The organism is Streptomyces sp. NPDC052023, assembly GCF_044548465.1.
GTDB lineage: Bacteria > Actinomycetota > Actinomycetes > Streptomycetales > Streptomycetaceae > Streptomyces.
The window spans coordinates 348,000-373,025 of record NZ_JBIUBW010000001.1 but is presented as its reverse complement, the minus strand read 5'-3'; the positions used below and the strand labels follow the sequence as shown (position 1 = coordinate 373,025).

Annotated in this window: 20 protein-coding genes; 9 read left to right on the top strand and 11 right to left on the bottom strand. The window is 71.0% G+C overall.

All coding sequences use genetic code 11. The annotated features are described in order from the left end of the window. Nucleotides 1-5 precede the first annotated feature (5 nt). From ACIHCM_RS01700 to ACIHCM_RS01690, 3 genes are all read right to left on the bottom strand, one after another. Nucleotides 6-851: an ABC transporter permease gene (locus ACIHCM_RS01700; protein ID WP_399887680.1), complete on the bottom strand. Its 846-nt coding sequence runs from the start codon at nucleotides 849-851 to the stop codon at nucleotides 6-8. Next, complete coding sequence (locus tag ACIHCM_RS01695) at nucleotides 848-1,867, bottom strand: ATP-binding cassette domain-containing protein (protein WP_399887678.1); 1,020 nt, start codon at nucleotides 1,865-1,867, stop codon at nucleotides 848-850. The genes ACIHCM_RS01700 and ACIHCM_RS01695 overlap by 4 nt, the downstream gene beginning before the upstream one ends. A gap of 119 nt (nucleotides 1,868-1,986) precedes the next feature. After that, nucleotides 1,987-3,348 carry a glutamine synthetase family protein gene (locus ACIHCM_RS01690; protein ID WP_399887676.1) on the bottom strand — a complete coding sequence of 454 codons (1,362 nt, stop codon included), beginning with the start codon at nucleotides 3,346-3,348 and terminating at the stop codon, nucleotides 1,987-1,989. Nucleotides 3,349-3,642: 294 nt separating this feature from the next. Between ACIHCM_RS01690 and ACIHCM_RS01685 the strand changes: the two genes are divergently transcribed. The 3 genes from ACIHCM_RS01685 to ACIHCM_RS01675 all read left to right on the top strand — a co-directional run bounded on the left by ACIHCM_RS01685 (nucleotide 3,643) and on the right by ACIHCM_RS01675 (nucleotide 6,814). Beyond that, nucleotides 3,643-4,308 carry a DUF3105 domain-containing protein gene (locus ACIHCM_RS01685; protein ID WP_399887674.1) on the top strand — a complete coding sequence of 222 codons (666 nt, stop codon included), beginning with the start codon at nucleotides 3,643-3,645 and terminating at the stop codon, nucleotides 4,306-4,308. 22 nt (nucleotides 4,309-4,330) lie between these two features. Continuing rightward, nucleotides 4,331-4,957 (top strand): DUF305 domain-containing protein, encoded by a 627-nt coding sequence (locus tag ACIHCM_RS01680; protein WP_399887672.1) that lies wholly within the window; start codon nucleotides 4,331-4,333, stop codon nucleotides 4,955-4,957. A 108-nt stretch (nucleotides 4,958-5,065) separates the two neighbouring features. After that, nucleotides 5,066-6,814 carry an NAD+ synthase gene (locus tag ACIHCM_RS01675; RefSeq protein WP_399887670.1) on the top strand — a complete coding sequence of 583 codons (1,749 nt, stop codon included), beginning with the start codon at nucleotides 5,066-5,068 and terminating at the stop codon, nucleotides 6,812-6,814. Nucleotides 6,815-6,988: 174 nt separating this feature from the next. Here the strand turns inward: ACIHCM_RS01675 and ACIHCM_RS01670 are convergent, their stop codons facing one another. The 4 genes from ACIHCM_RS01670 to ACIHCM_RS01655 form a co-directional block, all read right to left on the bottom strand. Further along, nucleotides 6,989-8,203, bottom strand: coding sequence for an MFS transporter (locus ACIHCM_RS01670; protein WP_399887668.1), 1,215 nt, complete (start codon nucleotides 8,201-8,203; stop codon nucleotides 6,989-6,991). A 133-nt stretch (nucleotides 8,204-8,336) separates the two neighbouring features. Then, the gene (locus tag ACIHCM_RS01665; RefSeq protein ID WP_399887666.1) at nucleotides 8,337-9,389 is read right to left on the bottom strand and encodes an endonuclease/exonuclease/phosphatase family protein; all 1,053 of its coding nucleotides are present in this window, start codon (nucleotides 9,387-9,389) and stop codon (nucleotides 8,337-8,339) included. A gap of 184 nt (nucleotides 9,390-9,573) precedes the next feature. Beyond that, entirely contained in the window at nucleotides 9,574-10,206 is a 633-nt protein-coding gene (locus ACIHCM_RS01660) for a TetR/AcrR family transcriptional regulator (protein ID WP_399887664.1), read from the bottom strand. 314 nt (nucleotides 10,207-10,520) lie between these two features. Continuing rightward, complete coding sequence (locus tag ACIHCM_RS01655; protein ID WP_399887662.1) at nucleotides 10,521-12,122, bottom strand: MFS transporter; 1,602 nt, start codon at nucleotides 12,120-12,122, stop codon at nucleotides 10,521-10,523. A 205-nt stretch (nucleotides 12,123-12,327) separates the two neighbouring features. On the opposite strand from ACIHCM_RS01655, the gene panB reads away from it, so the two are divergent. Next, complete coding sequence (gene panB, locus ACIHCM_RS01650) at nucleotides 12,328-13,203, top strand: 3-methyl-2-oxobutanoate hydroxymethyltransferase (protein WP_399887660.1); 876 nt, start codon at nucleotides 12,328-12,330, stop codon at nucleotides 13,201-13,203. A 76-nt stretch (nucleotides 13,204-13,279) separates the two neighbouring features. On the opposite strand, the gene ACIHCM_RS01645 is transcribed toward panB, so the two are convergent. Both ACIHCM_RS01645 and ACIHCM_RS01640 read right to left on the bottom strand, forming a co-directional pair. Further along, a complete protein-coding gene (locus ACIHCM_RS01645; protein ID WP_399887658.1) occupies nucleotides 13,280-13,729 on the bottom strand; it encodes a VOC family protein in 450 nt (149 codons plus the stop codon). Next, on the bottom strand, nucleotides 13,729-14,253 hold the full coding sequence (locus tag ACIHCM_RS01640; RefSeq protein ID WP_399887656.1) for a pyridoxamine 5'-phosphate oxidase family protein: 525 nt from the start codon (nucleotides 14,251-14,253) through the stop codon (nucleotides 13,729-13,731). The genes ACIHCM_RS01645 and ACIHCM_RS01640 overlap by 1 nt, the downstream gene beginning before the upstream one ends. Before the next feature lie 131 nt (nucleotides 14,254-14,384). Between ACIHCM_RS01640 and ACIHCM_RS01635 the strand changes: the two genes are divergently transcribed. Continuing rightward, complete coding sequence (locus tag ACIHCM_RS01635; protein WP_399887654.1) at nucleotides 14,385-17,378, top strand: bifunctional [glutamine synthetase] adenylyltransferase/[glutamine synthetase]-adenylyl-L-tyrosine phosphorylase; 2,994 nt, start codon at nucleotides 14,385-14,387, stop codon at nucleotides 17,376-17,378. Nucleotides 17,379-17,427: 49 nt separating this feature from the next. Here the strand turns inward: ACIHCM_RS01635 and ACIHCM_RS01630 are convergent, their stop codons facing one another. Both ACIHCM_RS01630 and ACIHCM_RS01625 read right to left on the bottom strand, forming a co-directional pair. Then, nucleotides 17,428-18,279: a phosphatase PAP2 family protein gene (locus ACIHCM_RS01630; protein WP_399887652.1), complete on the bottom strand. Its 852-nt coding sequence runs from the start codon at nucleotides 18,277-18,279 to the stop codon at nucleotides 17,428-17,430. Between the two features lie 131 nt (nucleotides 18,280-18,410). Beyond that, nucleotides 18,411-19,445, bottom strand: a complete 1,035-nt coding sequence (locus ACIHCM_RS01625; protein ID WP_399887649.1) for a LacI family DNA-binding transcriptional regulator — start codon at nucleotides 19,443-19,445, stop codon at nucleotides 18,411-18,413. Between the two features lie 380 nt (nucleotides 19,446-19,825). On the opposite strand from ACIHCM_RS01625, the gene ACIHCM_RS01620 reads away from it, so the two are divergent. The 4 genes from ACIHCM_RS01620 (at nucleotide 19,826) to ACIHCM_RS01605 (ending at nucleotide 24,919) form a co-directional block, all read left to right on the top strand. Further along, nucleotides 19,826-21,094, top strand: a complete 1,269-nt coding sequence (locus ACIHCM_RS01620; RefSeq protein ID WP_399887647.1) for an extracellular solute-binding protein — start codon at nucleotides 19,826-19,828, stop codon at nucleotides 21,092-21,094. Nucleotides 21,095-21,203: 109 nt separating this feature from the next. Further along, nucleotides 21,204-22,154, top strand: coding sequence for a carbohydrate ABC transporter permease (locus ACIHCM_RS01615; protein ID WP_399887645.1), 951 nt, complete (start codon nucleotides 21,204-21,206; stop codon nucleotides 22,152-22,154). A gap of 13 nt (nucleotides 22,155-22,167) precedes the next feature. After that, nucleotides 22,168-23,076, top strand: a complete 909-nt coding sequence (locus tag ACIHCM_RS01610; RefSeq protein WP_399887643.1) for a sugar ABC transporter permease — start codon at nucleotides 22,168-22,170, stop codon at nucleotides 23,074-23,076. Nucleotides 23,077-23,239: 163 nt separating this feature from the next. Beyond that, complete coding sequence (locus tag ACIHCM_RS01605) at nucleotides 23,240-24,919, top strand: glycoside hydrolase family 13 protein (RefSeq protein ID WP_399887641.1); 1,680 nt, start codon at nucleotides 23,240-23,242, stop codon at nucleotides 24,917-24,919. Nucleotides 24,920-25,026 lie beyond the last annotated feature (107 nt).

Sequence of the window (25,026 nt, the reverse complement as noted above, 5' to 3'; positions counted from 1 at the left end):
CCCGGTCAGCTCTTGGTCTTGAACTTGTGGATCGCGACCGGCGCCATCACCGCGGTGATCGCCGCCGACCAGGCCAGGGTCACCCACAGGTCGTGCGCGACCGGGCCGCCCACCATCAGGCCGCGGGCCGCGTCCGCGAGCGTGGACAGCGGGTTGTAGTCGGTGAACGCCTGGAGCCAGCCCGGCATCGACGCCGTCGGCGCGAAGATCGACGAGCCGAACTGGAGCGGGAACAGCACCAGGAAGCCCATCGCCTGCACGGACTGCGCGTTCTTCAGGATCACGCCCAGGGTGAGGAACACCCACATGATCGACGAGGCGAACGCCGTGGACAGACCGACGGCCGCGAACACGCCGAGCCAGTTGGTGATGTCGAAGCCGACCAGAACGGCGACGATCATCAGCACGGTCGTCGCGAACAGCATCCGGACCAGCTCGACCGAGATCTTCGCGAACAGCACCGACCCACGCCCGATGGGCAGGGACCGGAAACGGTCCATGACGCCGGAGTTGAAGTCCTGGCTGAATCCGGTGCCGACGCCCTGGGACAGCGTCATGCTCATCATCGCGATCATGCCGGGGATCACGTACTGCACGTACCCGTCCTGCCCGCCGCCCAGGGCCTGCCCGATCGAGCCGCCGAAGACGTACACGAACAGCAGGGTGAAGACGACCGGCATCAGCAGCGCGTCGAACATCGACTCGGGGTCCTGCCGGATCCACAGCAGGTTGCGGCGGATCAGCGCCCCGGTGTGCCGCAGATGCCCGCGCAGCGTGATCCGGGCGTCGGCCTGGAGGCCGGCGACGGCGGTGGTCGCGGTGGTGTCGGTGGCGGCTGTGGCGGCGCTCATACGGCGACCTCCTCGCGGTCGTCGGCGGGCACGGGCTCCTGCGGGGCACTGGCGCGGTGGCCGGTGAGGGACAGGAACACCTCGTCGAGGCTGGGCAGTTCGGTGCTGATGCCGGCGAGCGTGATGCCGCGCGCCGTGACGGCGCCGACCACCGCGGTCAGCTGCTCGTCGCTCAGGATCGGCACCAGCACGGTGCCGCCCTCGGTGTCCACGGTGGTCGTGGCCAGTCCGGTGATGCCGAGCTCGTCCAGGGTGTGGGCCAGCGGCCGCAGGTGCGCCGGATCGGCCGGCCGCACCCGCAGCGTCCGCCCGCCGACCCTGGCCTTCAGCTCCTCGATCCCGCCGTTGGCGATGACCTTCCCCCGGTCGACGACGGTCAGTTCCGAGGCCAGCTGCTCGGCCTCCTCCATGTACTGGGTGGTCAGCAGAACGGTGACCCCGTCCCCGACCATGGCCTTCACCTCGTCCCACACCTCGTTGCGGGTGCGCGGGTCGAGGCCGGTGGTGGGCTCGTCCAGGAAGAGCACGGCCGGCCGGCCGATCATCGAGGCGGCCAGGTCGAGCCGGCGCCGCATGCCCCCGGAGTACGTCGAAGCGGGCCGCTTGGCCGCGTCGGTCAGCGAGAACCGCTCCAGCAGCTGGTCGGCACGGACGCGGGCCTCCTTGCGGGGCAGATCCAGCAGGCGCCCGATCATGTACAGGTTCTCCCAGCCGGGGAGCTTCTCGTCGACCGAGGCGTACTGACCGGTGAGCCCGATCACCCGGCGCAGCTGCCGGGGCTGCCGTACGACGTCGTACCCGGCGACGGTCGCCTGGCCGGCGTCCGGCGCCAGCAGCGTGGACAGGATCCGCACGAGGGTCGTCTTACCGGCCCCGTTCGGCCCCAGCACCCCCCTCACGGTGCCCTCACGCACCTCGAGGTCGACACCGTCCAGCGCCCTGGTCTCGCCGTAGTGCTTGACCAGCCCCCGCACGGTGACGGCCGCGCTGCTGGGTTTCTTGTCGATTCGTGTCATGCCGAAGACGGTTCCAGCCCGCACCGACAAACGCCCTACAGACGACCGACAGCAGGCCGACGAATGGCCGACGCGCACCCGGACGCGGCCCGGAAGCCGCCGCCCGGGGCGCGCCCTCCCTACAGCACCGGCAGGTTCTTCCGCAGCTCGAACGCCGTCACCTCGGAGCGGTACTCGTGCCATTCGGCGCGCTTGTTGCGCAGGAAGAAGTCGAACACGTGCTCGCCCAGGGTCTCGGCCACGAGGTCGCTGCGCTCCATGAGGGACAGCGCCTCGCCCAGGTTCTGCGGCAGCGGCTCGATGCCCATCGCCCGCCGCTCCGCGTCCGACAGCGCCCAGACGTCGTCCTCGGCGCCCGGCGGCAGCTCGTACCCCTCCTCGATGCCCTTCAGGCCCGCGGCCAGCAGCACGGCGTAGGAGAGGTAAGGATTCGCCCCGGAGTCCAGCGACCGGACCTCGACCCGTGCCGAGCCCGTCTTGCCCGGCTTGTACATCGGGACGCGGACCAGCGCGGAGCGGTTGTTGTGCCCCCAGCAGATGTACGACGGCGCCTCGCCGCCCGCGCCGGCGGTCCGCTCCGAGCCGCCCCAGATGCGCTTGTACGAGTTCACCCACTGGTTGGTGACCGCCGAGATCTCGCCCGCGTGCTTCAGCAGCCCGGCGATGAAGGAGCGGCCGACCTTCGACAGCTGGAACTCGGCACCGGACTCGTAGAACGCGTTGCGGTCGCCCTCGAACAGCGACAGGTGCGTGTGCATCCCCGAGCCGGGGTGCTCGGAGAACGGCTTCGGCATGAACGTCGCCTGGAGGTTCTGCTCCAGCGCCACCTGCTTCATGACCAGGCGGAAGGTCATGACGTTGTCCGCGGTGGACAGCGCGTCGGCGTACCGCAGGTCGATCTCCTGCTGGCCGGGTGCGCCCTCGTGGTGGGAGAACTCGACCGAGATGCCCATCGACTCCAGCATGGTGATCGCCTGGCGGCGGAAGTCCATGCCGACGTTGGTCGGGGTGTGGTCGAAATAGCCGGAGTTGTCGGCGGGGACCGGCACCGTGCCGTCGACGGGCTTGTTCTTCAGCAGGAAGAACTCGATCTCGGGGTGGGTGTAGAACGTGAAGCCCTGGTCGGAGGCGCGGGCGAGGGCACGCTTGAGGACATAGCGGGGGTCGGCGAAGGAGGGGGAGCCGTCCGGCATCAGGATGTCGCAGAACATGCGGGCCGTGCCCGGCGTCTCCGCGCGCCACGGCAGGACCTGGAACGTGGACGGGTCCGGCTTGGCGATCATGTCGGACTCGTATACCCGGGCGAAGCCCTCGATCGCGGAGCCGTCGAAGCCGATGCCCTCGTCGAAGGCCTGCTCCAGCTCGGCCGGGGCCACGGCCACGGACTTCAGGAAGCCCAGCACGTCCGTGAACCACAGGCGTACGAACCGGATGTCGCGCTCCTCCAAGGTCCGGAGCACGAACTCCTGCTGCTTGTCCATCTTCCGATTCCCCATCCTTGCTGGTCAGCCGCCCGTCTCCCGCGCACGGGCCCAGGGCACCTGAGCATCCCACCACAACCGCGTTTCGTGCGCGTTGCGCACCTTGATCGCCCGGCCGATCCCCGCCCTGAACGCCTCGGACAGGCAGGTGTACGGCTCCTGAGCCCATCTTGCCTGTTCGGCCGGGCATCCGTAACGCCCGGCCATTTCTGTGCCCTCCCTACGAGATCGCCGGCCCCGCCCACTACGATCAGCGCACCCGTCCGTCCTCCGCTTCCCAGAAGGGCCAGCCCCATGGGTTCCGCCAACAACAAGAGCAGTGCGGCGCGCACGGCGCGCATAGAGGAGATGCGGCGCGCGGAGCGTGCCCGCGACCGCCGCAACCGCATCCTCACCATCGCGGCCAGTGTGGTGGTCGTCGCCGGTCTCGTCGTCGGTGGTGTGGTGCTGCTCCGGTCGCAGTCCGACGACTCCGGCTCCGCCGCGAGCGACTCGAAGAACCCGGGCAAGTTCGTCGCCGGCGCGGACGGCGTGCGGACGTGGCAGGGCAAGCTGACCCAGAACCACGTCACCAAGAGCGTGACCTACCCGATGAAGCCCCCGGTCGGCGGCGACCACAACCAGGTGTGGATGAACTGCAACGGCGACGTCTACACCGAGGCGATCCCCGACGAGAACGCCGTGCACTCGCTGGAGCACGGCGCGGTCTGGGTGACGTACACGAGCAAGGCGGACAAGGCCGACGTGGACGCCCTGGCGGCGAAGGTGAAGAAGACGCCGTACACGCTGATGAGCCCGGTCGAGGACCAGAAGGACCCGATCATGCTGTCGGCGTGGGGCCACCAGCGCACGGTGACCGGAGCGGACGACGCCGACGTCGACACGTTCTTCCAGACCTACGTCCAGGGCAAGCAGACCCCCGAGCCGGGCGCCGCCTGCACGGGCGGGCTCGCGAAGTGACGGCGGCAGTGAGGCGGGAACCGTGAGGCACGCGCAGGCCGGATGGATCGCGGGGGCCGCGGCGGCGCTGCTCGTCGCGGTCGGCGGGATCACGTACGCGGTCGCCCAGGACGGCGGTTCCGGGTCCGGGGTGCCGACGGCCGGCTCCGCGGACGCCGGCTTCGCGCGTGACATGGCGGTGCACCACCAGCAGGCCGTGGAGATGTCGTACATCGTGCGGGACCGCACCGGGGACGAGGAGGTGCGGCGGCTCGCGTACGACATCGCGCAGACGCAGGCCAACCAGCGCGGCATGCTGCTGGGCTGGCTGGACCTGTGGGAGCTGCCGAAGGTGTCGCCGGACCCGATGGACTGGATGGGCATGGGGGCCATGCCCTCCGGCGAGGACGGCGCGCTGATGCCGGGAATGGCGACCGACGCGGAGATGGAGCGGCTCGGCCGGCTGAACGGCAGGCAGGCGGAGGTCTTCTACCTCCAGCTCATGACGGACCATCACAAGGGCGGTGTCCACATGGCCGAGGGCTGTGTGGACAGGTGCTCGGTGGACGTGGAGAAGCGGCTCGCCCAGGGGATGGTCGAGGGGCAGCAGTCGGAGATCCGGCTGATGGCCGACATGCTGAAGGAGCGGGGCGCGGCGGCCAGGCGGTAGTCCGGGGCCGCCCGGGGCCGCCGGGGCCCGAGGCGGTACGGCGCCGCGTGGGGCGGCCCACACCCCCGCGCCCCCCCATCGTGTCGCTCTGACGATTACACTGGCCCCGTGCCTCAACTACGTCTCGCCCTGAACCAGATCGACTCGCGCGTCGGCGACCTCGCCGGGAACTCCGAGACGATCCTCACCCGGACCCGGCACTGCGCCGAGCGCGGAGCGCATCTCGTGGCGTTCCCGGAGATGGCGCTGACCGGATATCCCGTCGAGGACCTGGCTCTGCGTTCCTCCTTCGTCGAGGCCTCCCGCGCGGCCCTGCGCTCGCTCGCCGCGCGGCTGGCCGAGGAGGGTCTCGGGCAGCTGCCCGTGGTCGTCGGATACCTCGACCGCAGCGAGACCGCCCAGCCGAGATACGGCCAGCCGGCCGGCGCCCCGCAGAACGCGGCGGCGGTGCTGTACGGCGGCGAGGTGGCCCTCGCCTTCGCCAAGCACCACCTGCCGAACTACGGCGTCTTCGACGAGTTCCGCTACTTCGTGCCCGGCGACACCATGCCGGTCGTTCGGGTGCACGGCGTCGACGTGGCGCTGGCCATCTGCGAGGACCTCTGGCAGGACGGCGGCCGGGTGCCGGCCGCGCGGTCGGCCAAGGCAGGGCTGCTGCTGTCGATCAACGCCTCGCCGTACGAGCGCGACAAGGACGACACCCGGCTGGAGCTGGTCCGCAAGCGGGCCCAGGAGGCCGGCTGCACCACCGCCTACCTCGCCATGATCGGCGGCCAGGACGAGCTGGTGTTCGACGGCGACTCGATCGTGGTCGACGGGGACGGGGAGGTCGTGGCCCGGGCGCCGCAGTTCGCGGAGGACTGCCTGGTCCTCGACCTCGACCTGCCCGCAGCCTTCCCGGACGCTCCGGCGGGCGTGGTGGACGACGGGCTGCGCATCGACCGGCTGGTGCTCTCCGAGGAGCCGCTGCCGGCGTACGAGCCGGAGCGGACGGGCGGGTACGCCGAGCGTCTGGACGACGACGAGGAGGTGTATTCGGCGCTGGTCACGGGCCTGCGGGCGTACGTGCGCAAGAACGGCTTCCGGTCGGTGCTCATCGGTCTGTCCGGCGGCATCGACTCCGCCCTGGTGGCGGCGATCGCCTGCGACGCGGTGGGCCCGGAGAACGTGTACGGCGTGTCCATGCCGTCGAAGTACTCCTCCGAGCACTCCAAGGGGGACGCGGCGGAGCTGGCGCGGCGTACGGGGCTGAACTTCCGCACCGTCGCGATCGAGCCGATGTTCGACGCCTACATGGGGTCGCTGGGGCTGACCGGCCTGGCCGAGGAGAACCTCCAGTCCCGGCTGCGCGGCACGCTCCTGATGGCCGTCTCCAACCAGGAGGGGCACATCGTGCTGGCGCCCGGCAACAAGTCCGAGCTGGCGGTGGGGTATTCGACGCTGTACGGCGACTCGGTGGGCGCGTACGGGCCGATCAAGGACGTGTACAAGACGTCGGTCTTCCGGCTGGCCCGGTGGCGCAACCGGGCGGCCGAGGAGCGGGGTGAGACGCCGCCGATCCCGGAGAACTCGATCAGCAAGCCGCCGAGCGCGGAGCTGCGGCCGGGGCAGGTCGACACGGACTCCCTGCCGGACTATCCCGTCCTGGACGCGATCCTGGAGCGGTACGTGGACCGGGACGAGGGGGCGGACGTGATCGTGGCCGCCGGGTTCGATCCGGAGCTGGTGACGAAGACGCTGCGGATGGTGGACACGGCCGAGTACAAGCGGCGGCAGTACCCGCCGGGGACGAAGATCTCGCCCAAGGGCTTCGGGAAGGACCGGCGGCTGCCGATCACGAACGGATGGCGCGAGTAGGCGCGCGGCGGGGCGGTCGTGTCGGCGGTCGGTGTGCTGCGCCGGATCGCCGTGGGGGCTGAGGTGGTGGCGCGGGTGCGGCCCGGTGGTGGCTGGTCGCGCAGTTCCCCGCGCCCCTTCAGGCGTTGCCGGCCGGCCGGCAACGCCTGAACCGCCGCCCCGTCCGGGCCGGGGTCAGCGGTGCAGGCGTTCCGTGGTCTCGGGCACGTGGGAGGCCACCAGGCGTTCGCGGGACGGGGCGGTGGCGCGCCGGTCCACGGCGTACGCCGCCGCCGCCACCGCGAGGCCCAGCACCGCGAGCGCCGCGCCCGCGGTTGCCGGGGACGTCGCGCCGAAGCCCGCCGCCAGGGCGAGGCCGCCGATCCAGGCGCCGCCGGCGTTGGCCAGGTTGAAGGCGGCCTGATTGGCGGAGGACGCCAGGGACGGGGCCGCCGACGCCTTCTCCATGACCATCAGCTGCAGCGGCGAGCCGGTGACGAAGGCCGCCGTGCCGAGCAGGGCCACGCCGAGGGCGGCGCTCCACGGCGCCGACATGAGCACCGGGAACAGCGCCAGCACCACGAAGAGGGCCGCCAGGCCGCCGAAGAGGGTGCCCCGCATCGCGTGGTCGGCCAGCCGGCCGCCCAGCAGGTTGCCGAGGGTGGCACCCACGCCGAACAGCGCCAGCAGCAGCGTCACGCTGGTGTCGGCGTACCCGGCGGAGTCGGTGAGCATCGGCGTGATGTAGCTGTAGGCGGCGAAGAGCGCGCCGAAGCCCGCGACCGTCGTGCCGAGGGCCAGCCACACCGGCAGCGACCTCAGCGCGGCCAGCTCGCCGCGCAGCCCGCCGGCGGAGGCGTGGGTGTGGTCGTGCGGGATCAGCACGGCCAGTGCGGCGATCGCCGCCAGGCCGATCACGCTGACGCCGAGGAAGGTGGCCCGCCAGCCGAGGTGCTGGCCCATGAGGGTGGCGACCGGGACGCCCGCGATGTTGGCGACCGTCAGGCCGAGGAACATCAGCGACACCGAGCGGGCCTTGCGCTCCGGCGCGACCATGCCGGTCGCGACGACGGCGCCGACGCCGAAGAAGGCGCCGTGCGGCAGACCGCTCAGGAAGCGGGCGGCCAGCAGCCAGTGGTGGTCGGGGGCGAGGGCCGACAGGGCGTTGCCCACCACGAACAGGACCATCAGGCCGATCAGGACGGTGCGCCGGGACATCCGGGCCGTGACCGCGGCGAGCAGCGGGGCGCCGACGACGACGCCCAGCGCGTAGGCGGAGACCAGATGGCCGGCGGAGGGGATCGAGATGTGCAGGTCGTCCGCGACGTCGGGCAGGAGCCCCATCATCACGAACTCGGTCGTACCTATGCCGAAGGCGCCCACGGCGAGGGCGAGCAGGGCCAGGGGCATGAAGGGCCTTTCAGAGCGGAGTTCCGGACATCATATGTTCATCCTCGGAACAAAGCCTCTCAGGCCGAGTATTCCGGCAGGTTAAGGCCGGGTTGCGGTGACCTCGCGCACAGCGTGAGCCCGCCCACACCGGTCAGGAGCCGGAGGAATCCATCCGCACCCGCGCCGCGACCGGCAGATGGTCGCTGCCCGTCTCCGGCAGGGTCCACGAACTCATCGGCTCGACGCCCTTGACCATGATCTGGTCGATCCGGGCCATCGGGAACGACGCCGGCCAGCTGAAACCGAAGCCGCTGCCCGCCGCGCCCTGGGTGGAGCGCATCTGGGCGGTCACGGCGTTGAGCGCGCGGTCGTTCATGGTGCCGTTGAGGTCGCCCAGCAGCACGACCCGGCTCACCCGCTCGTCGGCGATGGCCTCGCCGAGCGCGTCGGCGCTGGTGTCGCGCTGCCGGGCCGTGAAGCCGGCCTCCAGCTTGACCCGCACCGAGGGCAGATGGGCGACGTAGACGGCCAGTTGCCCGCCGGGCGCGGACACCGTCGCGCGCATGGCGCGGGTCCAGCCGAGCTTGATGTCCACGGGGCGGACGTCACTGAGCGGGTACTTGCTCCAGACCCCCACCGTGCCCTGCACCGAGTGGTACTTGTACGTCGGTGCCATGGCCGCCTCGTACGTCGGTACGGCCGCCGCGGTCAGCTCCTCGAGCGCCACCACGTCCGCGCCGGACGCGGCGACGTCCCGGGCGGTGCCGGACGGATCGGTGTTGTCGGCGTTGACGTTGTGCGTGGCGACGGTGAGGTCGCCGCCGGTGCCGGCCTTGTCGGTGAGCAGCCCGCCGAAGAGGTTGAGCCAGACGACCGCCGGGAGCAGTACCGCGATCAGCGCGACGGCCGACCTGCGGACCAGGGCCAGCGCGAGCAGCACCGGGACGGCCAGGCCGAGCCAGGGCAGGAACGTCTCTGTGAGGCTGCCGAGGTTGCCCACACTGTTCGGGATGTGCGCGTGGACCACCATCACGCCGGCGAGCAGCACCGCGAGCACGGCCACGACCAGGCCACGCCGCCAGATGTGGGGGTCGCCGCGCCAGCCGCCGGTCACACGGGCCGCCACGCGCCGGAGCCGAGTTCCGGGGTGCTCGGGTTCCGGGCCACCGCCCGCCGTCTCCGTCACGTACGCCTGCTGCGCCATACCGTCGCCTCGCTACCTGCCGTGCACACCGTCGTCCCCCGCGCATAAGACCCTAGGGGATGTCCGGCGCCGATCCTGCCGTCACATGACGGCCGTACGGGCGCTTAGGACGAACAAGTCCGCGCCGGGGGTTCCGTTTTCGGCGGCCTGGAGTGGTGTCTGTGACGAAACGCGCACATTCGGGCTATCCGGTGGGTGAGCTGACGGGCCGTAGGCCTTCGAGCAGGGTGTCGACGAGCTGTTCCGCGAGGCCTTCGGGGAGTTCGGCGTCGGGGTGCAGCAACGAGCGGACGAGCATGGGCCCGACGACGATGTCGTGGACGAGTTCCAGGTCGAGGTCGGCGCGGAGTTCGCCGCCCTGCTGCCCACGGCGCAGGACTTCCAGGCTGAGGCGGCGGCGGGGTGCGATGACGGCGTTGTGGTACGCGGCCCAGATGCGGGGACTCGTCTTCATCTGCGCGTACGCGTTGTGGAGGATCGCCGAGGTGCGGTTGGCCAGGCCGCGCCGGCGCAGGGCTTCGAGGAGGACCACGAGGTCGTCGCGCAGGGAGGTGCCGGGGAGTTCGGGGTCGGGTGGTTCGGCGGAGCGTACGACGTCGACGAAGAGCTCCTCCTTGCCGCGCCAGCGCCGGTAGATGGTGGCCTTGCCCACGCCGGCGGTACGGGCGATGCGCTCGATGGAGAGCTCGGCCAGGGGGACGCCGTCCTCCAGGAGCTTCATCGTGCCGTCGATGATGGCGCGTTCCACCGCCTCGCTGCGCGGACGGCCCCTGACGGGAACCGCGGGCGGGGGGTGGCTTGCGGTGAGGGAGTTCACTGGGCTGCGTCCTTTCCGTGCGTTGCGCTGATTGTCGCGGGTGTACGACGCCGGCGGCCGCCGCGCGGCGTCGCGGCTGGTGCCGGGGCGTTGCGCGGCCCGGCGTCGCGGCTGGTGCCGCGCGCCCCCGGAGCCGGTCCGGCGGATCATGCCGCGGACGCCGCACCCGGCTCGCCACCCGCCTGTGGGGACGCGGCCCCGCCGCTTCGCCGCGACCTGTTCCGCCGCGGAGGGGCCCGGCCCGCCGGACGGGCACGACCGGCCCTGCGTGGCCCGGCGCGCCGGTCCGCGCGCGGATCGCCAGGGCGCCGGGTTCAGGCCGCGCCGTCCGCACCCGCGTGGGCCTCCTCCCGCGCCCGGCTGTCCGGCGGGGTGAGGGCTGTCCTGCCCGGGAGGAACACGGCCGTCACCACCGCGCCCGCCAGTGCCACGCCTGCCCCGCACAGCGCCGTGACGTGCATGGCGTCGAGGAAGGCCGTGTGGGCCGGGGCTGTCAGGGAGGCGCCGTCCGGTCCCAGGCGGGCGGCGGCGGCGAGGGTCGCCTCTATCGACTCGCCCGCCGTGTGGCGGACGGAGGCGGGAAGCGCGGTCAGATGGCCCTCGACCGAGGTGCGGTAGGCGGCGGACAGGACCGAGCCGAGCACCGCGATGCCCAGCGCGCCGCCGACCTGGCGGAAGGTGTTGCTGAGGGCGGAGGCGGAGCCGGCCTTCTCGCGGGGCAGGGTCTGCATGATGACGACACTGGTCGGGGTCATGATGTGCGCCATGCCGGTGCCCATGAGGAAGAAGACGACCTCCAGGATCCAGATGGGCGTGTCCTCGTCCAGCGTGGCGAAAGCGCCGAGCGTCGCCGCGAGGATCAGCATGCCGCCGGTCGTCGTCGCCTTGTTGCCGAAGCGGTCGACGAGGAGCCGGGCGCGCGGGGCGAAGATCATCTGGGCGGCGGCCAGGGGCAGCATCAGCAGGCCGGTCTCCAGCGGCGAGTAGCCGCGCACGCTCTGGGTGTAGAAGACGGCGAAGAACGTCACGCCCATCAGCGCGAAAAAGACCAGCGCGATCACGGAGATCGCGGCCGAGAACACCTTGTTCCGGAAGTAGGTCATGTCGATGGAGGGGTGGTCGCTGCGCTTCTCGAAGATCACGAACGCCGTCAGCACCGCGAGCCCCGCCCCGATGGCCGCCAGCACCGCCGGGTCGGTGAAGTCGGCGAGCCGGCCGCCCTTGATGATCCCGTAGACCAGCAGGACCAGGCCGACGACGGACAGGATCACGCCGACGGGGTCGATCCGGCCGGGGCTGGGGTCGCGGGAGTCGGGGACGAGCCACAGCATCAGGCCGACGGCGAGGACCACGATCGGCACGTTCACCAGGAAGACCGAGCCCCACCAGAAGTGGTCGAGCAGCAGCCCGCCGGTGATCGGGCCGATGGCCATGGCCAGGCCGACGCCGCCCGCCCAGATGCCGATCGCCTTGGGCTGCTCGTCCCGCTCGAAGACGTTCATGAGGACGGCGAGCGTGGCCGGCATGACGAACGCCGCGCCGAGGCCCATCACCGCGCGGAAGGCGACGAGTTCCCCCGGTGAGCTGGAGAAGGCGGCGAGCGCGGAGCCGATGCCGAACATCACGAGCCCGCCGAGCAGCACCTTCTTGCGGCCCAGCCGGTCACCGAGCAGGCCGGCGCTGAACAGCAGGCCGGCGAAGACGAGGGTGTAGGCGTTGATCGCCCATTCCAGCTCGCTCTGCGTGGCGCCCAGGCCGGTCGGCGCGGGGGTGGAGATCGTCTTGACGGCGACGTTGAGTATCGAGTTGTCGAGCACCACGATCAGCAGGCTCAGCATGAGCACGCCGAGTATGGCCCAGCGGCGCCGGTGCACCGCTTCCGGGACGCGGGTGCCGGTGACGGCCGGAGTAGTCATGCCCGCGAGCCTAGGGAAATACGATACGAGACGGTACCGTATCGGAAAGTCTTTACCTGCCGCTGGTCCACTTCTTACGTGCCCCGCGGGCCCCCGGTGCGCCACGTGACGAGGCCCCCTAGCCGTGCCTGGCACGAGGTGCCACCATGGAAGCGGTCCGGGGACGCCGTCAGGGCGCCTCGAGATGACGTAAGGAGCCGTTGCAATGACGCAGCTTTCGGCTGCCCAGACCGCGCCGCAGAAGTCCTCCGACGGCAGCAGGGCGCTGTACGGGGGCAAGGGCACCCGCCGTATCACGGTTCGTGACATCACGTCCGCCAAGGAGCGCGGCGAGAAGTGGCCCATGCTCACCGCGTACGACGCGATGACCGCGTCCGTCTTCGACGAGGCCGGCATCCCGGTGATCCTCGTCGGCGACTCGGCGGGCAACTGCCACCTCGGGTACGAGACCACCGTGCCCGTCACGCTCGACGAGATGACCATGCTGTCCGCGGCGGTCGTACGGGGCACCAGCCGCTCCCTGATCGTCGGCGACCTGCCGTTCGGGTCCTACCAGGAGGGGCCGGTGCAGGCGCTGCGCTCGGCGACCCGGCTGGTGAAGGAGGCCGGTGTGCAGGCCGTGAAGCTGGAGGGCGGTGAGCGGTCGCACGAGCAGATCCGGCTGCTGGTCGAGTCCGGCATCCCGGTCATGGCCCACATCGGGCTCACTCCCCAGTCCGTCAACGCCATGGGCTACCGGGTGCAGGGGCGCGGCGAGGAGGCGGCGCAGCAGTTGCTGCGGGACGCCAAGGCCGTGCAGGACGCCGGGGCGTTCGCGGTGGTGCTGGAGCTGGTACCGGCGGAGCTCGCGGCCGAGGTGACACGCACGCTGCACATTCCGACGGTCGGGATCGGCGCGGGCGCGCAGACCGACGCGCAGGTGCTGGTGTGGACCGACATGCTCGGGCTGACCGCCGGGCGGGTGCCGAAGTTCGTGAAGCAGTACGCCGACCTGCGCCAGGTCATGGAGGGCGCGGCGAAGGCGTTCGCCGAGGACGTCGTCGGCGGGACGTTCCCCCAGGAGGAGCACTCCGTCCACTGAGCCAACGCCGCACCACGGGCAGCCCGCCGATCATCCCCCGTCGGCGGGCTGCCGTCGCCCGTGCCGGGCCGGTGCGTTACCGCTGAGGGCCCGCCAGGTCCCGCAGCACCTGGTGCAAGGGCTCCGTGGCGCGCCGGCGGTACTCCTGGATGGACCAGCCGTTGCCGTCGGGGTCCTTGAAGTACATGAAGGTGGCGCCGTCGTCGGGGGCGTACTGGACGGGCTCGGAGATCTCCAGGCCCCGCTCGACCAGTTCCGCGCGGGCCGCCTTGATGTCGGCGACGCAGAGCTGCAGGCCCTGGTAGGAACCGGGCTCGGGTTTCGTCTCGCCCTGGGCCATGTCCCAGATGCTGTCGCCCAGGGCGATCGAGCAGCCGGATCCCGGGGGAGTGAGCTGGACGATCCGCATGCCCGGCATGACCTCCTGGTCGATGTCGACGTGGAAGCCGACCTTGTCCCGGTAGAAGTCGCGGGCCCGGTCGATGTCGCTCACCGGCAGCGGAATCACTTCGAGAGTGAAGTCCATCAATGCTCCTCCAGGTCGAAACGCCAACGCGTCTGGCTGAACGGCTCCCCCTTACCGAAGCCGAAAACGGTGCGCGGCGCCACCGAAAAGACATAAGCGTGACCGGGCCCGTGGTGGAAGCAGCCGTCCCGCACCGCGAAGCGCCAGAACTCGCCGTACTTCGCCTCCCAGGCCGCCGCCAGCTCGCGCAGCCGGCCGTCGTCGGTCACACGGGCCGCCTCGCCCTCCACCACCAGGTCGTAGCCCTTGTCCCAGGTGTTGGTGCCGGTGGTCAGGACCACGTGCGCGTTCCCCGCGAGGTTGCGGGCCTTGCGCTCCTGCGGGCCGGTGCAGAAGTGCAGCGCACCGGCCGACCAGACCGCGGGCAGCGGCGTCACATGCGGCCGCCCGTCCGGTCGTACCGTCGAGATCCAGAACAGCTCGGCCGCCTCGAGCAGCGCCTCGGCCTCGGGCCAGGGCGTCGCGGTGGCCGTCTCGTCGCTGTAGCGCGCGTCCAGCAGGGTCTGGGGTCGCTTGCCGGTCATGAGCTGCCTCCTGCCACGGTCTGCCTCCGAAGGTGCAGACCCCGCGCGACGCCGGAACTCATCGGCGCCCCGCACCGGCGGGCCGGTTAGGCTCGGCTCGTACCACGCTGATCCGGACGGGAGGGCGCAGGATGACGCCGGGGCGCAGAAGCAGTACCTTCACGCGGCTGCTGCGGCACGGCTTCACCGACCCGTCCGGCGCCGAGCACCTGCTGGAGAGCGCCGGGCTCGGCGCCGTCCGTGACGATCCGGTGCTGCTGGACGCCCTCGGCGCCACCGCCGACCCCGACCTCGCGCTGCACGGCCTGGTACGGCTGCTGGAGGCGCAGCCCGACGACACCGCGCGCCGCGAACTGCTCGACACCCTCACGGCATCCAAGCCGCTGCGCGACCGGCTCCTCGGGGTGCTCGGCGCCTCCGACGCCCTCGCCGACCACCTGGCGCGGCACTCGGGCGACTGGCAGGCGCTGGTCACGTACGAGCCGCGGGATCTGCACCGGGGGGTCGCGGAGTTCGAGCGGGGGCTCGCCGGAGCGGCCGACCCGGTCGCGCTGCGCGTCGCCTACCGGCGCTGTCTGCTGTCCATCGCCGCCCGTGACGTGTGCGGCACGATCGACGTCGAGGAGACCGCGGCCGAGCTCGCCGACCTGGCCACCGCCACCCTGCGCCGCGCCCTCGCGCTGGCGTCGGCAGCCGCGCCCGCGGACGCCGCGGTGAGCCGGCTCGCGGTGATCGCGATGGGCAAGTGCGGTGGGCACGAGCTCAATTACGTCTCCGACGTGGACGTGATCTTCGTGGGGGAGGCCGCCGAGGGCGCCGACGAGGGCAAGGCCCTGCAGGCCGCCACCCGGCTGGCCTCGCACATGATGCGGATCTGCTCCGAGACCACCGTCGAGGGCTCCATCTGGCCGGTGGACGCCAACCTCCGCCCGGAGGGCAGGAACGGTCCACTGGTGCGCACGCTCAGCAGCCACCTCGCCTACTACCAGCGCTGGGCCAAGACCTGGGAGTTCCAGGCCCTGCTCAAGGCCAGGCCGGTCGCCGGCGACCTCGAGCTCGGCGCGGAGTACGTCGCCGCCGTGGGCCCCCTGGTGTGGCATGCCGCCGAACGCGAGAACTTCGTCGCCGATGTGCAGAAGATGCGGCGCCGGGTGGTCGAGAACATCCCCGTCGCCGAGGTCGAGCGCGAGCTGAAGCTCGGGCCGGGCGGTCTGCGCGACGTCGAGTTCGCCGTGCAGCTGCTGCAGTTGGTGCACGGACGGGCGGACGCCTCGCTGCACAGCGGTTCCACCCTGAAGGCCCTGCGGGCGCTGGCCTCGGGTGGCTACGTGGGCCGCGCCGACGCCACGCAGCTGGAGGACGCCTACCGCTTCCTGCGCTCCATGGAACACCGCATCCAGCTCTCCCGGCTGCGCCGCACCCACCTCGTCCCCGAGGCCGAGGCCGACCAGCGGCGCCTCGGCCGCTCCCTGGGTCTGCGCGCCGATCCGGTCGCCGAGCTGAACCGCGAGTGGAAACGGCATGCCACCGTCGTACGCCGTCTGCACGAGAAGCTCTTCTACCGGCCACTGCTCGACGCGGTCGCCCAACTCGCCCCCGGCGAGGCGCGGTTGAGTCCCGAGGCGGCACGCGAGCGGTTCGTCGCACTCGGGTACGCCGACCCCGCGGCGGCGCTGCGGCATCTGGAGGCGCTGGCGTCCGGCGTCAGCCGCAAGGCGGCGATCCAGCGGACCCTGCTGCCGGTGCTGCTCGGCTGGTTCGCGGACTCCGCCGACCCGGACGCCGGACTGCTCAACTTCCGCAATGTGTCCGACGCGTTGGGCAAGACGCCGTGGTATCTGCGCCTGCTGCGCGACGAGGGCGCGGCGGCGGAGAACCTCGCCCGCGTGCTGTCCGCCGGGCGGCTCGCCCCCGACCTGCTGATGCGCGCCCCCGAGGCGGTGGCGCTGCTGGGCGACGGGGACGGCGGGGGACTGGAGCCCCGCCCGCGGGCCCAGCTGGAGCAGGAGATCCTCGCGGCGGTCGGCCGGGCCGACGGCGGCGAGCAGGCGGTCGCCGCGGCCCGTGGCGTGCGCCGCCGAGAGCTGTTCCGTACGGCTGCCGCGGACATCGTCGGCTCCTACGGCACCGAGGCCCAGCCCGCCGAGGCGGACCAGGGCGAGCTCGTCAACCTCGTCGGCGGTGCGGTGTCCGACCTGACGGCGGCGACCCTGGCGGGGACGCTGCGGGCGGTGGTGCGGGACGGCTGGGGGGACACCCTGCCGACCCGGTTCACCGTGATCGGAATGGGCCGGTTCGGCGGGCACGAGCTGGGCTACGGCTCCGACGCGGACGTGCTGTTCGTGCACGAGCCGCAGGAGGGCGCCGACGAGCGGGAGGCGTCCGACGCCGCGAACCGGGTCGTCTCCGAGATGCGCCGGCTGCTGCAACTGCCGAGCGCCGATCCGCCGCTGCTGATCGACGCCGACCTGCGGCCCGAGGGCAAGACGGGACCGCTGGTGCGCACCCTGAAGTCGTACGAGGCGTACTACCGCCGCTGGTCCCTGGTCTGGGAGTCGCAGGCCCTGCTGCGCGCCGAACCGGTCGCCGGCGACGAGGACCTGGGCCGCCGCTTCGTCGAGCTGATCGACCCGCTGCGCTACCCGGAGCACGGGCTCGGGGACGAGGCCGTCCGGGAGATCCGGCGGCTGAAGGCCCGTATGGAGTCGGAGCGGCTGCCCCGGGGCGCCGACCCCAAGCTGCACACCAAGATCGGGCCGGGCGGGCTGTCCGACGTGGAGTGGACCGTGCAGTTGCTGCAACTGCGGCACGGGTACGAGCTGCCGGGGCTGCGCACCACCCGGACCCGCGAGGCCCTGGCGGCGGCGCGGGAGGCCGGGCTGATCTCCCCGGAGGACGCCGGGACCCTGGACGAGGCGTGGGTGCTCGCCACCCGCGTCCGCAACGCCGTGATGCTGGTGCGCGGGCGGGCCGGGGACACCTTCCCCTCGCATACGCGGGAGCTCGCGGCGGTCGGGCGTTACCTGGGATACGGGCCGGGCCACGTGGGCGACATGCTCGACGCGTACCGGCGCACGGCCCGGCGGGCCCGGACAGTGGTGGACTCGCTGTTCTACGAGGGATAGGCAAGGCCCGGCGGGCGGGCGGACCCCGTACCCACGGGGCCCGGGAACCCTAGGCCTGCTTCGGCACCAGCGGCCTGCGCTGCGGGACCACCCGGGGCAGGGCGTGCGGCAGCGCTCCGTACCACGTGCGTGCCACGCCGTAGCCGAAGGCGAGGCAGAGCATGCCGCCCAGGGCGTCCAGCCAGAAGTGGTTGGCGGTGGCCACGATGACCACGAGCGTGAGCGTCGGGTAGAGCAGGCCCAGCACCCGGACCCAGGGCACCGTCGCCAGCGCGAAGATCGTCAGCCCGCACCACAGGGACCAGCCGATGTGCATGGAGGGCATCGCGGCGTACTGGTTGGACATGCTCTTCAGGTCGCCGGAGGCCATCGAACCCCACGTCTGATGCACCATGACCGTGTCGACGAAGTGCCCGCCGTTCATCAGCCGGGGCGGGGCGAGCGGATACAGGTAGTAACCGACGAGCGCCACGCCCGTCGTCGCGAACAGCACCATGCGGGTCGCCGCGTAGCGTCCGGGATGACCACGGTAGAGCCACACGAGGACACCGAGCGTGACCACGAAGTGCAGTGTCGCGTAGTAGTAGTTCATGCCGACGATGAGCCAAGTCACCGAGTTCACGGCATGGTTGACGGACTGCTCGACGGCGATGCCCAGGACCTGCTCGGCCCTCCAGATCCAGTCCGCGTTGCGCAGCGCCTCGGCCTTCTGCTCCGGAACCGCGTTGCGGATCAGGGAGTAGGTCCAGTAACTCACCGCGATCAACAGGATCTCGAACCACAGCCGAGGCCGGCGCGGAGTCCGCAGCCGGCGCAGGAAACCCGCCCCCATGTCGTCCGCGACGGGGTACGGAACGGCCTCTGCCCGGCCTTCCGGTGTCGTCACGGTCGTTTCACCCATGGGCACAGAGTCTGCCAGAAAAGCGAACGCGGTCCGATCATCCCCAGGTGGGGTTCAGCACGCACGTTCTACGGCCCGGGGAGGCGCCCGCCTCGTCCCCGCGTATCAGGGCGGGGCGGCGGTTGTCCGCCTCAGGGACGATTGCGGTCACCGGGGGCGGAAGCGGTGGAACCGCGCACCACCAGCTCGGGCATGAACACGAACTCGCTGTGCGGCGCGGGCGTCCCGCCGATCTCCTCGAGCAGTGTACGCACCGCCGCCTGGCCCATCGCCGGGACCGGCTTGCGGATGGTGGTGAGGGGCGGGTCGGTGAAGGCGATCAGCGGGGAGTCGTCGAAGCCCACGACCGAGATGTCCGTCGGGACCCGCAGGCCCTGTTGCCGGGCCGCACGTATGGCGCCGAGGGCCATCATGTCGCTGGCGCACACCACCGCCGTGCAGTCCCGGGCGATGAGGGCGCTGGCGGCGGCCTGGCCGCCCTCCAGGGTGTACAGCGAGTGCTGCACCAGCTCCACCTCGACGGTCTCCGGGCTCAGGCCCAGCTGGTCCTGCATCGCCCGGACGAATCCCTCGATCTTGCGCTGTACCGGGACGAACCGTTTCGGTCCCAGGGCCAGTCCGATCCGGGTGTGGCCGAGGGAGGCGAGATGAGTGACCGCCAGCGTCGTCGCCGCCCGGTCGTCGGGCGAGATGAAGGGCGCCTGCACCTTCGGGGAGAAGCCGTCCACCAGCACGAAGGGCACGCCCTGGGCGCGCAGCTGCTCGTAGCGCTGCATGTCGGCGGTGGTGTCGGCGTGCAGTCCGGAGACGTAGATGATGCCGGCCACACCGCGGTCGACCAGCATCTCGGTCAGTTCGTCCTCGGTGGAGCCGCCTGGGGTCTGGGTGGCCAGCACCGGGGTGTAGCCCTGCCGGGTCAGCGCCTGGCCGATGACCTGGGCCAGGGCCGGGAATATCGGATTCTCCAGCTCCGGCGTGATCAGGCCGACCAGGCCCGCGCTGCGCTGGCGCAGCCGCACCGGGCGCTCGTAGCCGAGCACGTCGAGCGCGGCCAGCACGGACTGGCGGGTGGTGGAGGCGACGCCGGGCTTCCCGTTGAGGACGCGGCTGACGGTCGCTTCGCTCACCCCCGCCTGAGCAGCGATGTCGGCAAGCCGTGTGGTCACGGCACTGGACTGTACCGGCCGTATGTCGCCTTGCACACCAATCGGACGCCGGGTACGGGCGGTTGACCGGCGCGCTGCGGGTTGCTGCGGCATGGCGTCCCTTCGTGACGTGTATGGCAAGAGCTTGCAGAGTCTTGCACAACACGGTCCGTGCCCGCTCAACCCCGCAGAACAACGGTCTCACAGCGGTCGACGGGAGGTCACGCGCGGATAACTTCCGTGATGCCTTGCACTTTTTTTCTGCAAGGTCTTTCGCAACGCTTACATCGCTGTTACGTTCACGGTCGCCCGGCGGCGGCAACGGCGCAGTCGGTAAGTCGACAGGGGCGGTAGACGGGACCATCCCCTGCAACACGGGCTTTCACCCTCAAGGAGAACTCATGCGGCGTGGCATAGCGGCCACCGCGCTGGTGGCGTCCCTCGCCCTCGCGGCGACGGCCTGCGGCGGAGACGACAGCGGCGACTCGGCCGGCGGCCCGGTCACCCTCACCTGGTGGGACACCTCCAACGCCACCAACGAGGCGCCGACGTACAAGGCCTTGGTCAAGGAGTTCGAGGCCGCCAACAAGGACATCAAGGTCAAGTACGTCAACGTCCCCTTCGACCAGGCGCAGAACAAGTTCGACACGGCGGCCGGCTCCAAGGGCGCCCCGGACATCCTGCGCTCCGAGGTCGGCTGGACGCCCGCCTTCGCCAAGAAGGGCTACTTCCTGCCGCTGGACGGCACCGAGGCACTCGCCGACCAGGACAAGTTCCAGTCCAGCCTGATCGAGCAGGCGAAGTACGAGGGCAAGACCTACGGCGTGCCCTTCACCACCGACACGCTCGCGCTGGTCTACAACAAGGAGCTCTTCGCCAAGGCCGGCGTCGAGGCCCCCAAGACCTGGGACGACCTGAAGAAGGCCGCGGCCACCATCAAGACCAAGACCGGAGTGGACGGCTACTGGGGCTCCACCCAGGCCTACTACGCCCAGTCCTTCCTGCACGGCGAGGGCACCGACACCGTCGACGCCGAGGCCAAGAAGATCACGGTCAAGTCGCCCGAGGCCAAGAAGGCCTACGCGACCTGGCAGAGCCTGTTCGAGGGCAAGGGCCTGCACAAGGCCGACACCACCGCGGACGCCTACGCCCACATCCAGGACGCGTTCGTCAACGGCAAGGTCGCCGCGATCATCCAGGGCCCCTGGGAGATCACCAACTTCTACAAGGGCTCCGCGTTCAAGGACAAGGAGAACCTGGGCATCGCCTCCGTCCCGGCCGGCTCCACCGGCAAGGCGGGCGCCCCGACCGGCGGCCACAACCTCTCCGTGTACGCCGGCTCCGACGAGGCCCACCAGAAGGCCGCGCTGAAGTTCGTCAACTTCATGACCTCGGCGAAGGCCCAGGAGACCATCGCCCTGAAGAACAACACGCTGCCCACCCGTGACGACGCCTACACCGCCGAGGTCAAGGCCGACCCGGGCATCGCCGGCTACCAGGGCGTCCTCGCCGCCGCCCAGCCGCGCCCCGCGCTGCCGGAGTACAGCTCGCTGTGGGGGCCGCTCGACGACGAGCTGCTCGCCGTCGCCGGCGGCAAGAAGTCCCTGGACGAGGGGCTGAGCAGCGCCGAGACCTCCATCGCCAAGCTGGTGCCGGACTTCAGCAAGTGACCGCCGGGTGGCCGCCGGGTCCGCCGTCCCTGGGGGGACGGACCCGGCGGCCACCGGCCTGTGCGTCATGCCCCCTCGATCCGCAGACCCACACGAAGGTTGTCGAACCATGACAGTCGCCGTCCAGCGCCTGAGGCGCAGCTACCAGCGGTACTGGTACGCCTACGCGATGATCACCCCCGTGGTCGTCGTGCTCGGCGTCCTGGTGCTGTATCCGCTCGCGTACGGTTTCTATCTGACGCTCACGGACGCCAACAGCCTCAACACGGCGCGCACGATCGGCGTCAACGAGATCGCGGCCACCTACAAGTTCATCGGTCTCGACAACTACGCCGACATCCTGTGGGGAGAAACCGCGTACGACCGCTTCTGGTCGCACTTCATCTGGACGATCGTGTGGACGGCCGCCTGTGTCGGCCTGCACTTCTCCATCGGACTGGGTCTCGCCCTGCTGCTCAACCAGAAGGTGCGCGGGCGCACCTTCTACCGGCTGATCCTGGTCCTGCCGTGGGCCGTACCCACGTTCGTCACCGTCTTCGGCTGGCGTTTCATGCTCGCCGACGGCGGCGTCATCAACTCGGCGCTGGAATTCCTGCACCTGCCGACCCCGCTGTGGCTGGAGGACACCTTCTGGCAGCGGTTCGCCGCGATCATGGTCAACACCTGGTGCGGTGTGCCGTTCATGATGGTCTCGCTGCTCGGCGGGCTCCAGTCGATCGACCGCACGCTGTACGAGGCGGCCGAGATGGACGGCGCGAACGCCTGGCAGCGCTTCCGGTACGTCACCCTGCCGGGCCTCAGGTCGGTCAGCTCCACCGTCGTCCTGCTCGGTGTGATCTGGACCTTCAACCAGTTCGCGGTGATCTTCCTGCTGTTCGGCACCACTGCGCCGGATGCCCAGATTCTCGTCACCTGGGCGTACTACCTCGGCTTCGGGCAGCAGCCGCGCGACTTCGCTCAGTCCGCCGCCTACGGCATCCTGCTGCTGGCCATCCTGATCGTCTTCACCTCCGTCTACCGCCGCTGGCTGAACCGCAATGACCAGCAGCTCGCGATCTGAGGCAGGAGTTCCCATGAGCACCACGACCGTCCAGAAGTCCGCCACCGCGGACCAGGCCCCCGCCTCCGCCCCGCGGCGCGCCACGCGCCGGCGCGGCGGGCGCGGCCTCGCCGGGACCCTCGCCTCGCACGGCATCCTGACCGTCGCAAGCCTGATCGCGCTCTTCCCGATCGCCTGGCTGGTCTTCCTGTCCCTCGGCCCGGACAAGGACGACTATCTGCACCCCGGGCGCATCTGGGGGAAGATGACGTTCGACAACTACGCGCACGTCCTGACCGAGACGAACTTCTTCGACTGGCTGAAGAGTTCGCTGGTCGTCTCCCTCGGCACCACGGTCATCGGCGTGATCATCGCCGCCACCACGGGCTACGCGGTGTCCCGGATGCGCTTCCCGGGCTACCGGAAGTTCATGTGGGTGCTGCTGGTGACCCAGATGTTCCCGATCGCCGTGCTGATCGTGCCGATGTACCAGATCCTGTCGGAGCTCCAGCTCATCGACACCTACCTCGGTCTGATACTCGTCTACTGCTCCACCGCCGTGCCGTACTGCGCCTGGCTGCTCAAGGGGTACTTCGACACCATCCCCTTCGAGATCGACGAGGCGGGACGCGTCGACGGGCTGTCGCCGTTCGGCACCTTCCTGCGGCTGATCCTGCCGCTCGCCCGGCCGGGCCTGGCGGTGGCGGCGTTCTACAGCTTCATCACCGCGTTCGGCGAGGTCGCCTTCGCCACCACGTTCCTGCTGGACGACGAGAAGTACACGTTCGCCGTCGGTCTGCAGAGCTTCGTGAGCGAACACGACGCGCAGCGGAACCTGATGGCCGCCACCGCGGTGCTCATCGCGATACCGGTGTCCGCGTTCTTCTACCTCGTGCAGAAGAACCTGGTGACCGGACTCACCGCGGGTGGCACCAAGGGCTGACGCCCGTCGCCCCGAGACCCCCGCGCCCGGTTCGGTGCGGGTGGCGGCCGCGGTGCCTCTCCGACCCCGCCGGCACCGCGGCCGCCGCGTCACCCCGGCCCGCCCCGCCCGCCGCCGTACCCACGCCTGAACGACCTCAAGTCGGTTACACATCAAGGACGCCATGAGCCAGCACACTGCCGACCCGGCACCGAACTCCGCCGTCGCCACCGTCGCCAAGCGCCGCGACTGGTGGCGGGACGCGGTGATCTACCAGGTCTATCCGCGCAGCTTCGCCGACAGCAACGGCGACGGCATGGGTGACCTGGAAGGCGTACGCTCCCGCCTCCCCTATCTGCGCGACCTCGGCGTGGACGCCGTGTGGCTGAGTCCCTTCTACGCCTCCCCGCAGGCCGACGCCGGATACGACGTCGCCGACTACCGCGCCGTCGACCCCATGTTCGGCAGCCTCCTGGACGCCGACGCGCTGATCCGCGACGCGCACGAGCTGGGCCTGCGGATCATCGTCGACCTGGTGCCCAACCACTCCTCCGACCAGCACGAGTGGTTCCGGCGCGCCGTCGCGGAGGGCCCCGGCTCCCCGCTGCGTGAGCGCTACCACTTCCGCCCCGGCAAGGGGAGGAAGGGCGAACTGCCGCCCAACGACTGGGAGTCGATCTTCGGCGGCCCGGCCTGGACGCGGGTGACCGAGCCGGACGGCACGCCCGGCGAGTGGTACCTGCACCTCTTCGCGCCCGAACAGCCCGACTTCAACTGGGAGCACCCGGCCGTCGGCGACGAGTTCCGCTCCATTCTGCGCTTCTGGCTGGACATGGGCGTGGACGGCTTCCGCATCGACGTCGCCCACGGCCTGGTGAAGGCCGAGGGCCTGCCCGACCTGGGATCCCACGAGCAGCTGAAGCTGCTGGGCAACGATGTCATGCCGTTCTTCGACCAGGACGGTGTGCACGAGGTCTACCGGCAGTGGCGGCTGGTCCTCGACGAGTACGCCGGCGAGCGCATCTTCGTCGCCGAGGCGTGGACCCCGACCGTCGAGCGCACCGCCAACTACGTCCGCCCCGACGAGCTGCACCAGGCCTTCAACTTCCAGTACCTCAGCACGTCCTGGGACGCCAAGGAGCTGCGCACGGTCATCGACCGCACCCTGGAGGCGATGCGCCCGGTCGGCGCCCCCGCCACCTGGGTGCTGTCGAACCACGACGTCACCCGGCACGCCACCCGCTTCGCCAACCCCCCGGGCCTCGGCACCCAGATCCGCGAGGCCGGCGACCGTGAGCTGGGCCTGAAGCGGGCGCGGGCGGCCACGCTGCTGATGCTGGCGCTGCCCGGCTCGGCGTACATCTACCAGGGCGAGGAACTGGGCCTGCCGGACGTGGTGGACCTGCCGGACGAGGTGCGCCAGGACCCGGCGTACTTCCGTGGCGCGGGGCAGGACGGCTTCCGTGACGGCTGCCGGGTGCCGATCCCGTGGACGCGCACCGGATCCTCGTACGGCTTCGGCAGCGGGGGCAGCTGGCTCCCGCAGCCCCGGGAGTGGGGCGAGCTGAGCGTGGCGGCGCAGGACGGGGTGGCCGGTTCGACGCTGGAGCTGTACCGGGCGGCGCTGGCCGTCCGGCGGCAGCAGGCCGACCTGGGTGCGGGGGAGGCGGTCGAGTGGCTCAAGGCGCCCGAGGGTGTACTCGCCTTCCGGCGCGGGGAGTTCGTCTGCGTCGCGAACACGGGCGGGGAGTCGGTGGCCACCCCGGCGTACGGCCGGCTGCTGCTCACCAGCGGTGAGGTGAGCGAGGCGGACGGCGAGGTGAAGGTGCCGGCCGACACCACCGTGTGGTGGACGGCTTCCTGAAAGCCCTCCCGCAAGATTTTGCATTCAACTTCGTACGGCCCGCTGCCCTTTCGGGCGGCGGGCCTTTAACATTCCCGTCACCGCAAGATGGCTGAAAGTTTTCAGCA

Excerpts from the sequence above, each read along its gene's own strand:
- ACIHCM_RS01700 (WP_399887680.1), bottom strand. The coding sequence starts at position 851 with ATGAGCGCCGCCACAGCCGCCACCGACACCACCGCGACCACCGCCGTC.
- ACIHCM_RS01695 (WP_399887678.1), bottom strand. The coding sequence starts at position 1,867 with ATGACACGAATCGACAAGAAACCCAGCAGCGCGGCCGTCACCGTGCGG.
- ACIHCM_RS01690 (WP_399887676.1), bottom strand. The coding sequence starts at position 3,348 with ATGGACAAGCAGCAGGAGTTCGTGCTCCGGACCTTGGAGGAGCGCGAC.
- ACIHCM_RS01685 (WP_399887674.1), top strand. The coding sequence starts at position 3,643 with ATGGGTTCCGCCAACAACAAGAGCAGTGCGGCGCGCACGGCGCGCATA.
- ACIHCM_RS01670 (WP_399887668.1), bottom strand. The coding sequence starts at position 8,203 with ATGCCCCTGGCCCTGCTCGCCCTCGCCGTGGGCGCCTTCGGCATAGGT.
- ACIHCM_RS01665 (WP_399887666.1), bottom strand. The coding sequence starts at position 9,389 with ATGGCGCAGCAGGCGTACGTGACGGAGACGGCGGGCGGTGGCCCGGAA.
- ACIHCM_RS01655 (WP_399887662.1), bottom strand. The coding sequence starts at position 12,122 with ATGACTACTCCGGCCGTCACCGGCACCCGCGTCCCGGAAGCGGTGCAC.
- panB (WP_399887660.1), top strand. The coding sequence starts at position 12,328 with ATGACGCAGCTTTCGGCTGCCCAGACCGCGCCGCAGAAGTCCTCCGAC.
- ACIHCM_RS01645 (WP_399887658.1), bottom strand. The coding sequence starts at position 13,729 with ATGGACTTCACTCTCGAAGTGATTCCGCTGCCGGTGAGCGACATCGAC.
- ACIHCM_RS01640 (WP_399887656.1), bottom strand. The coding sequence starts at position 14,253 with ATGACCGGCAAGCGACCCCAGACCCTGCTGGACGCGCGCTACAGCGAC.
- ACIHCM_RS01635 (WP_399887654.1), top strand. The coding sequence starts at position 14,385 with ATGACGCCGGGGCGCAGAAGCAGTACCTTCACGCGGCTGCTGCGGCAC.
- ACIHCM_RS01630 (WP_399887652.1), bottom strand. The coding sequence starts at position 18,279 with ATGGGTGAAACGACCGTGACGACACCGGAAGGCCGGGCAGAGGCCGTT.
- ACIHCM_RS01620 (WP_399887647.1), top strand. The coding sequence starts at position 19,826 with ATGCGGCGTGGCATAGCGGCCACCGCGCTGGTGGCGTCCCTCGCCCTC.
- ACIHCM_RS01615 (WP_399887645.1), top strand. The coding sequence starts at position 21,204 with ATGACAGTCGCCGTCCAGCGCCTGAGGCGCAGCTACCAGCGGTACTGG.
- ACIHCM_RS01610 (WP_399887643.1), top strand. The coding sequence starts at position 22,168 with ATGAGCACCACGACCGTCCAGAAGTCCGCCACCGCGGACCAGGCCCCC.
- ACIHCM_RS01605 (WP_399887641.1), top strand. The coding sequence starts at position 23,240 with ATGAGCCAGCACACTGCCGACCCGGCACCGAACTCCGCCGTCGCCACC.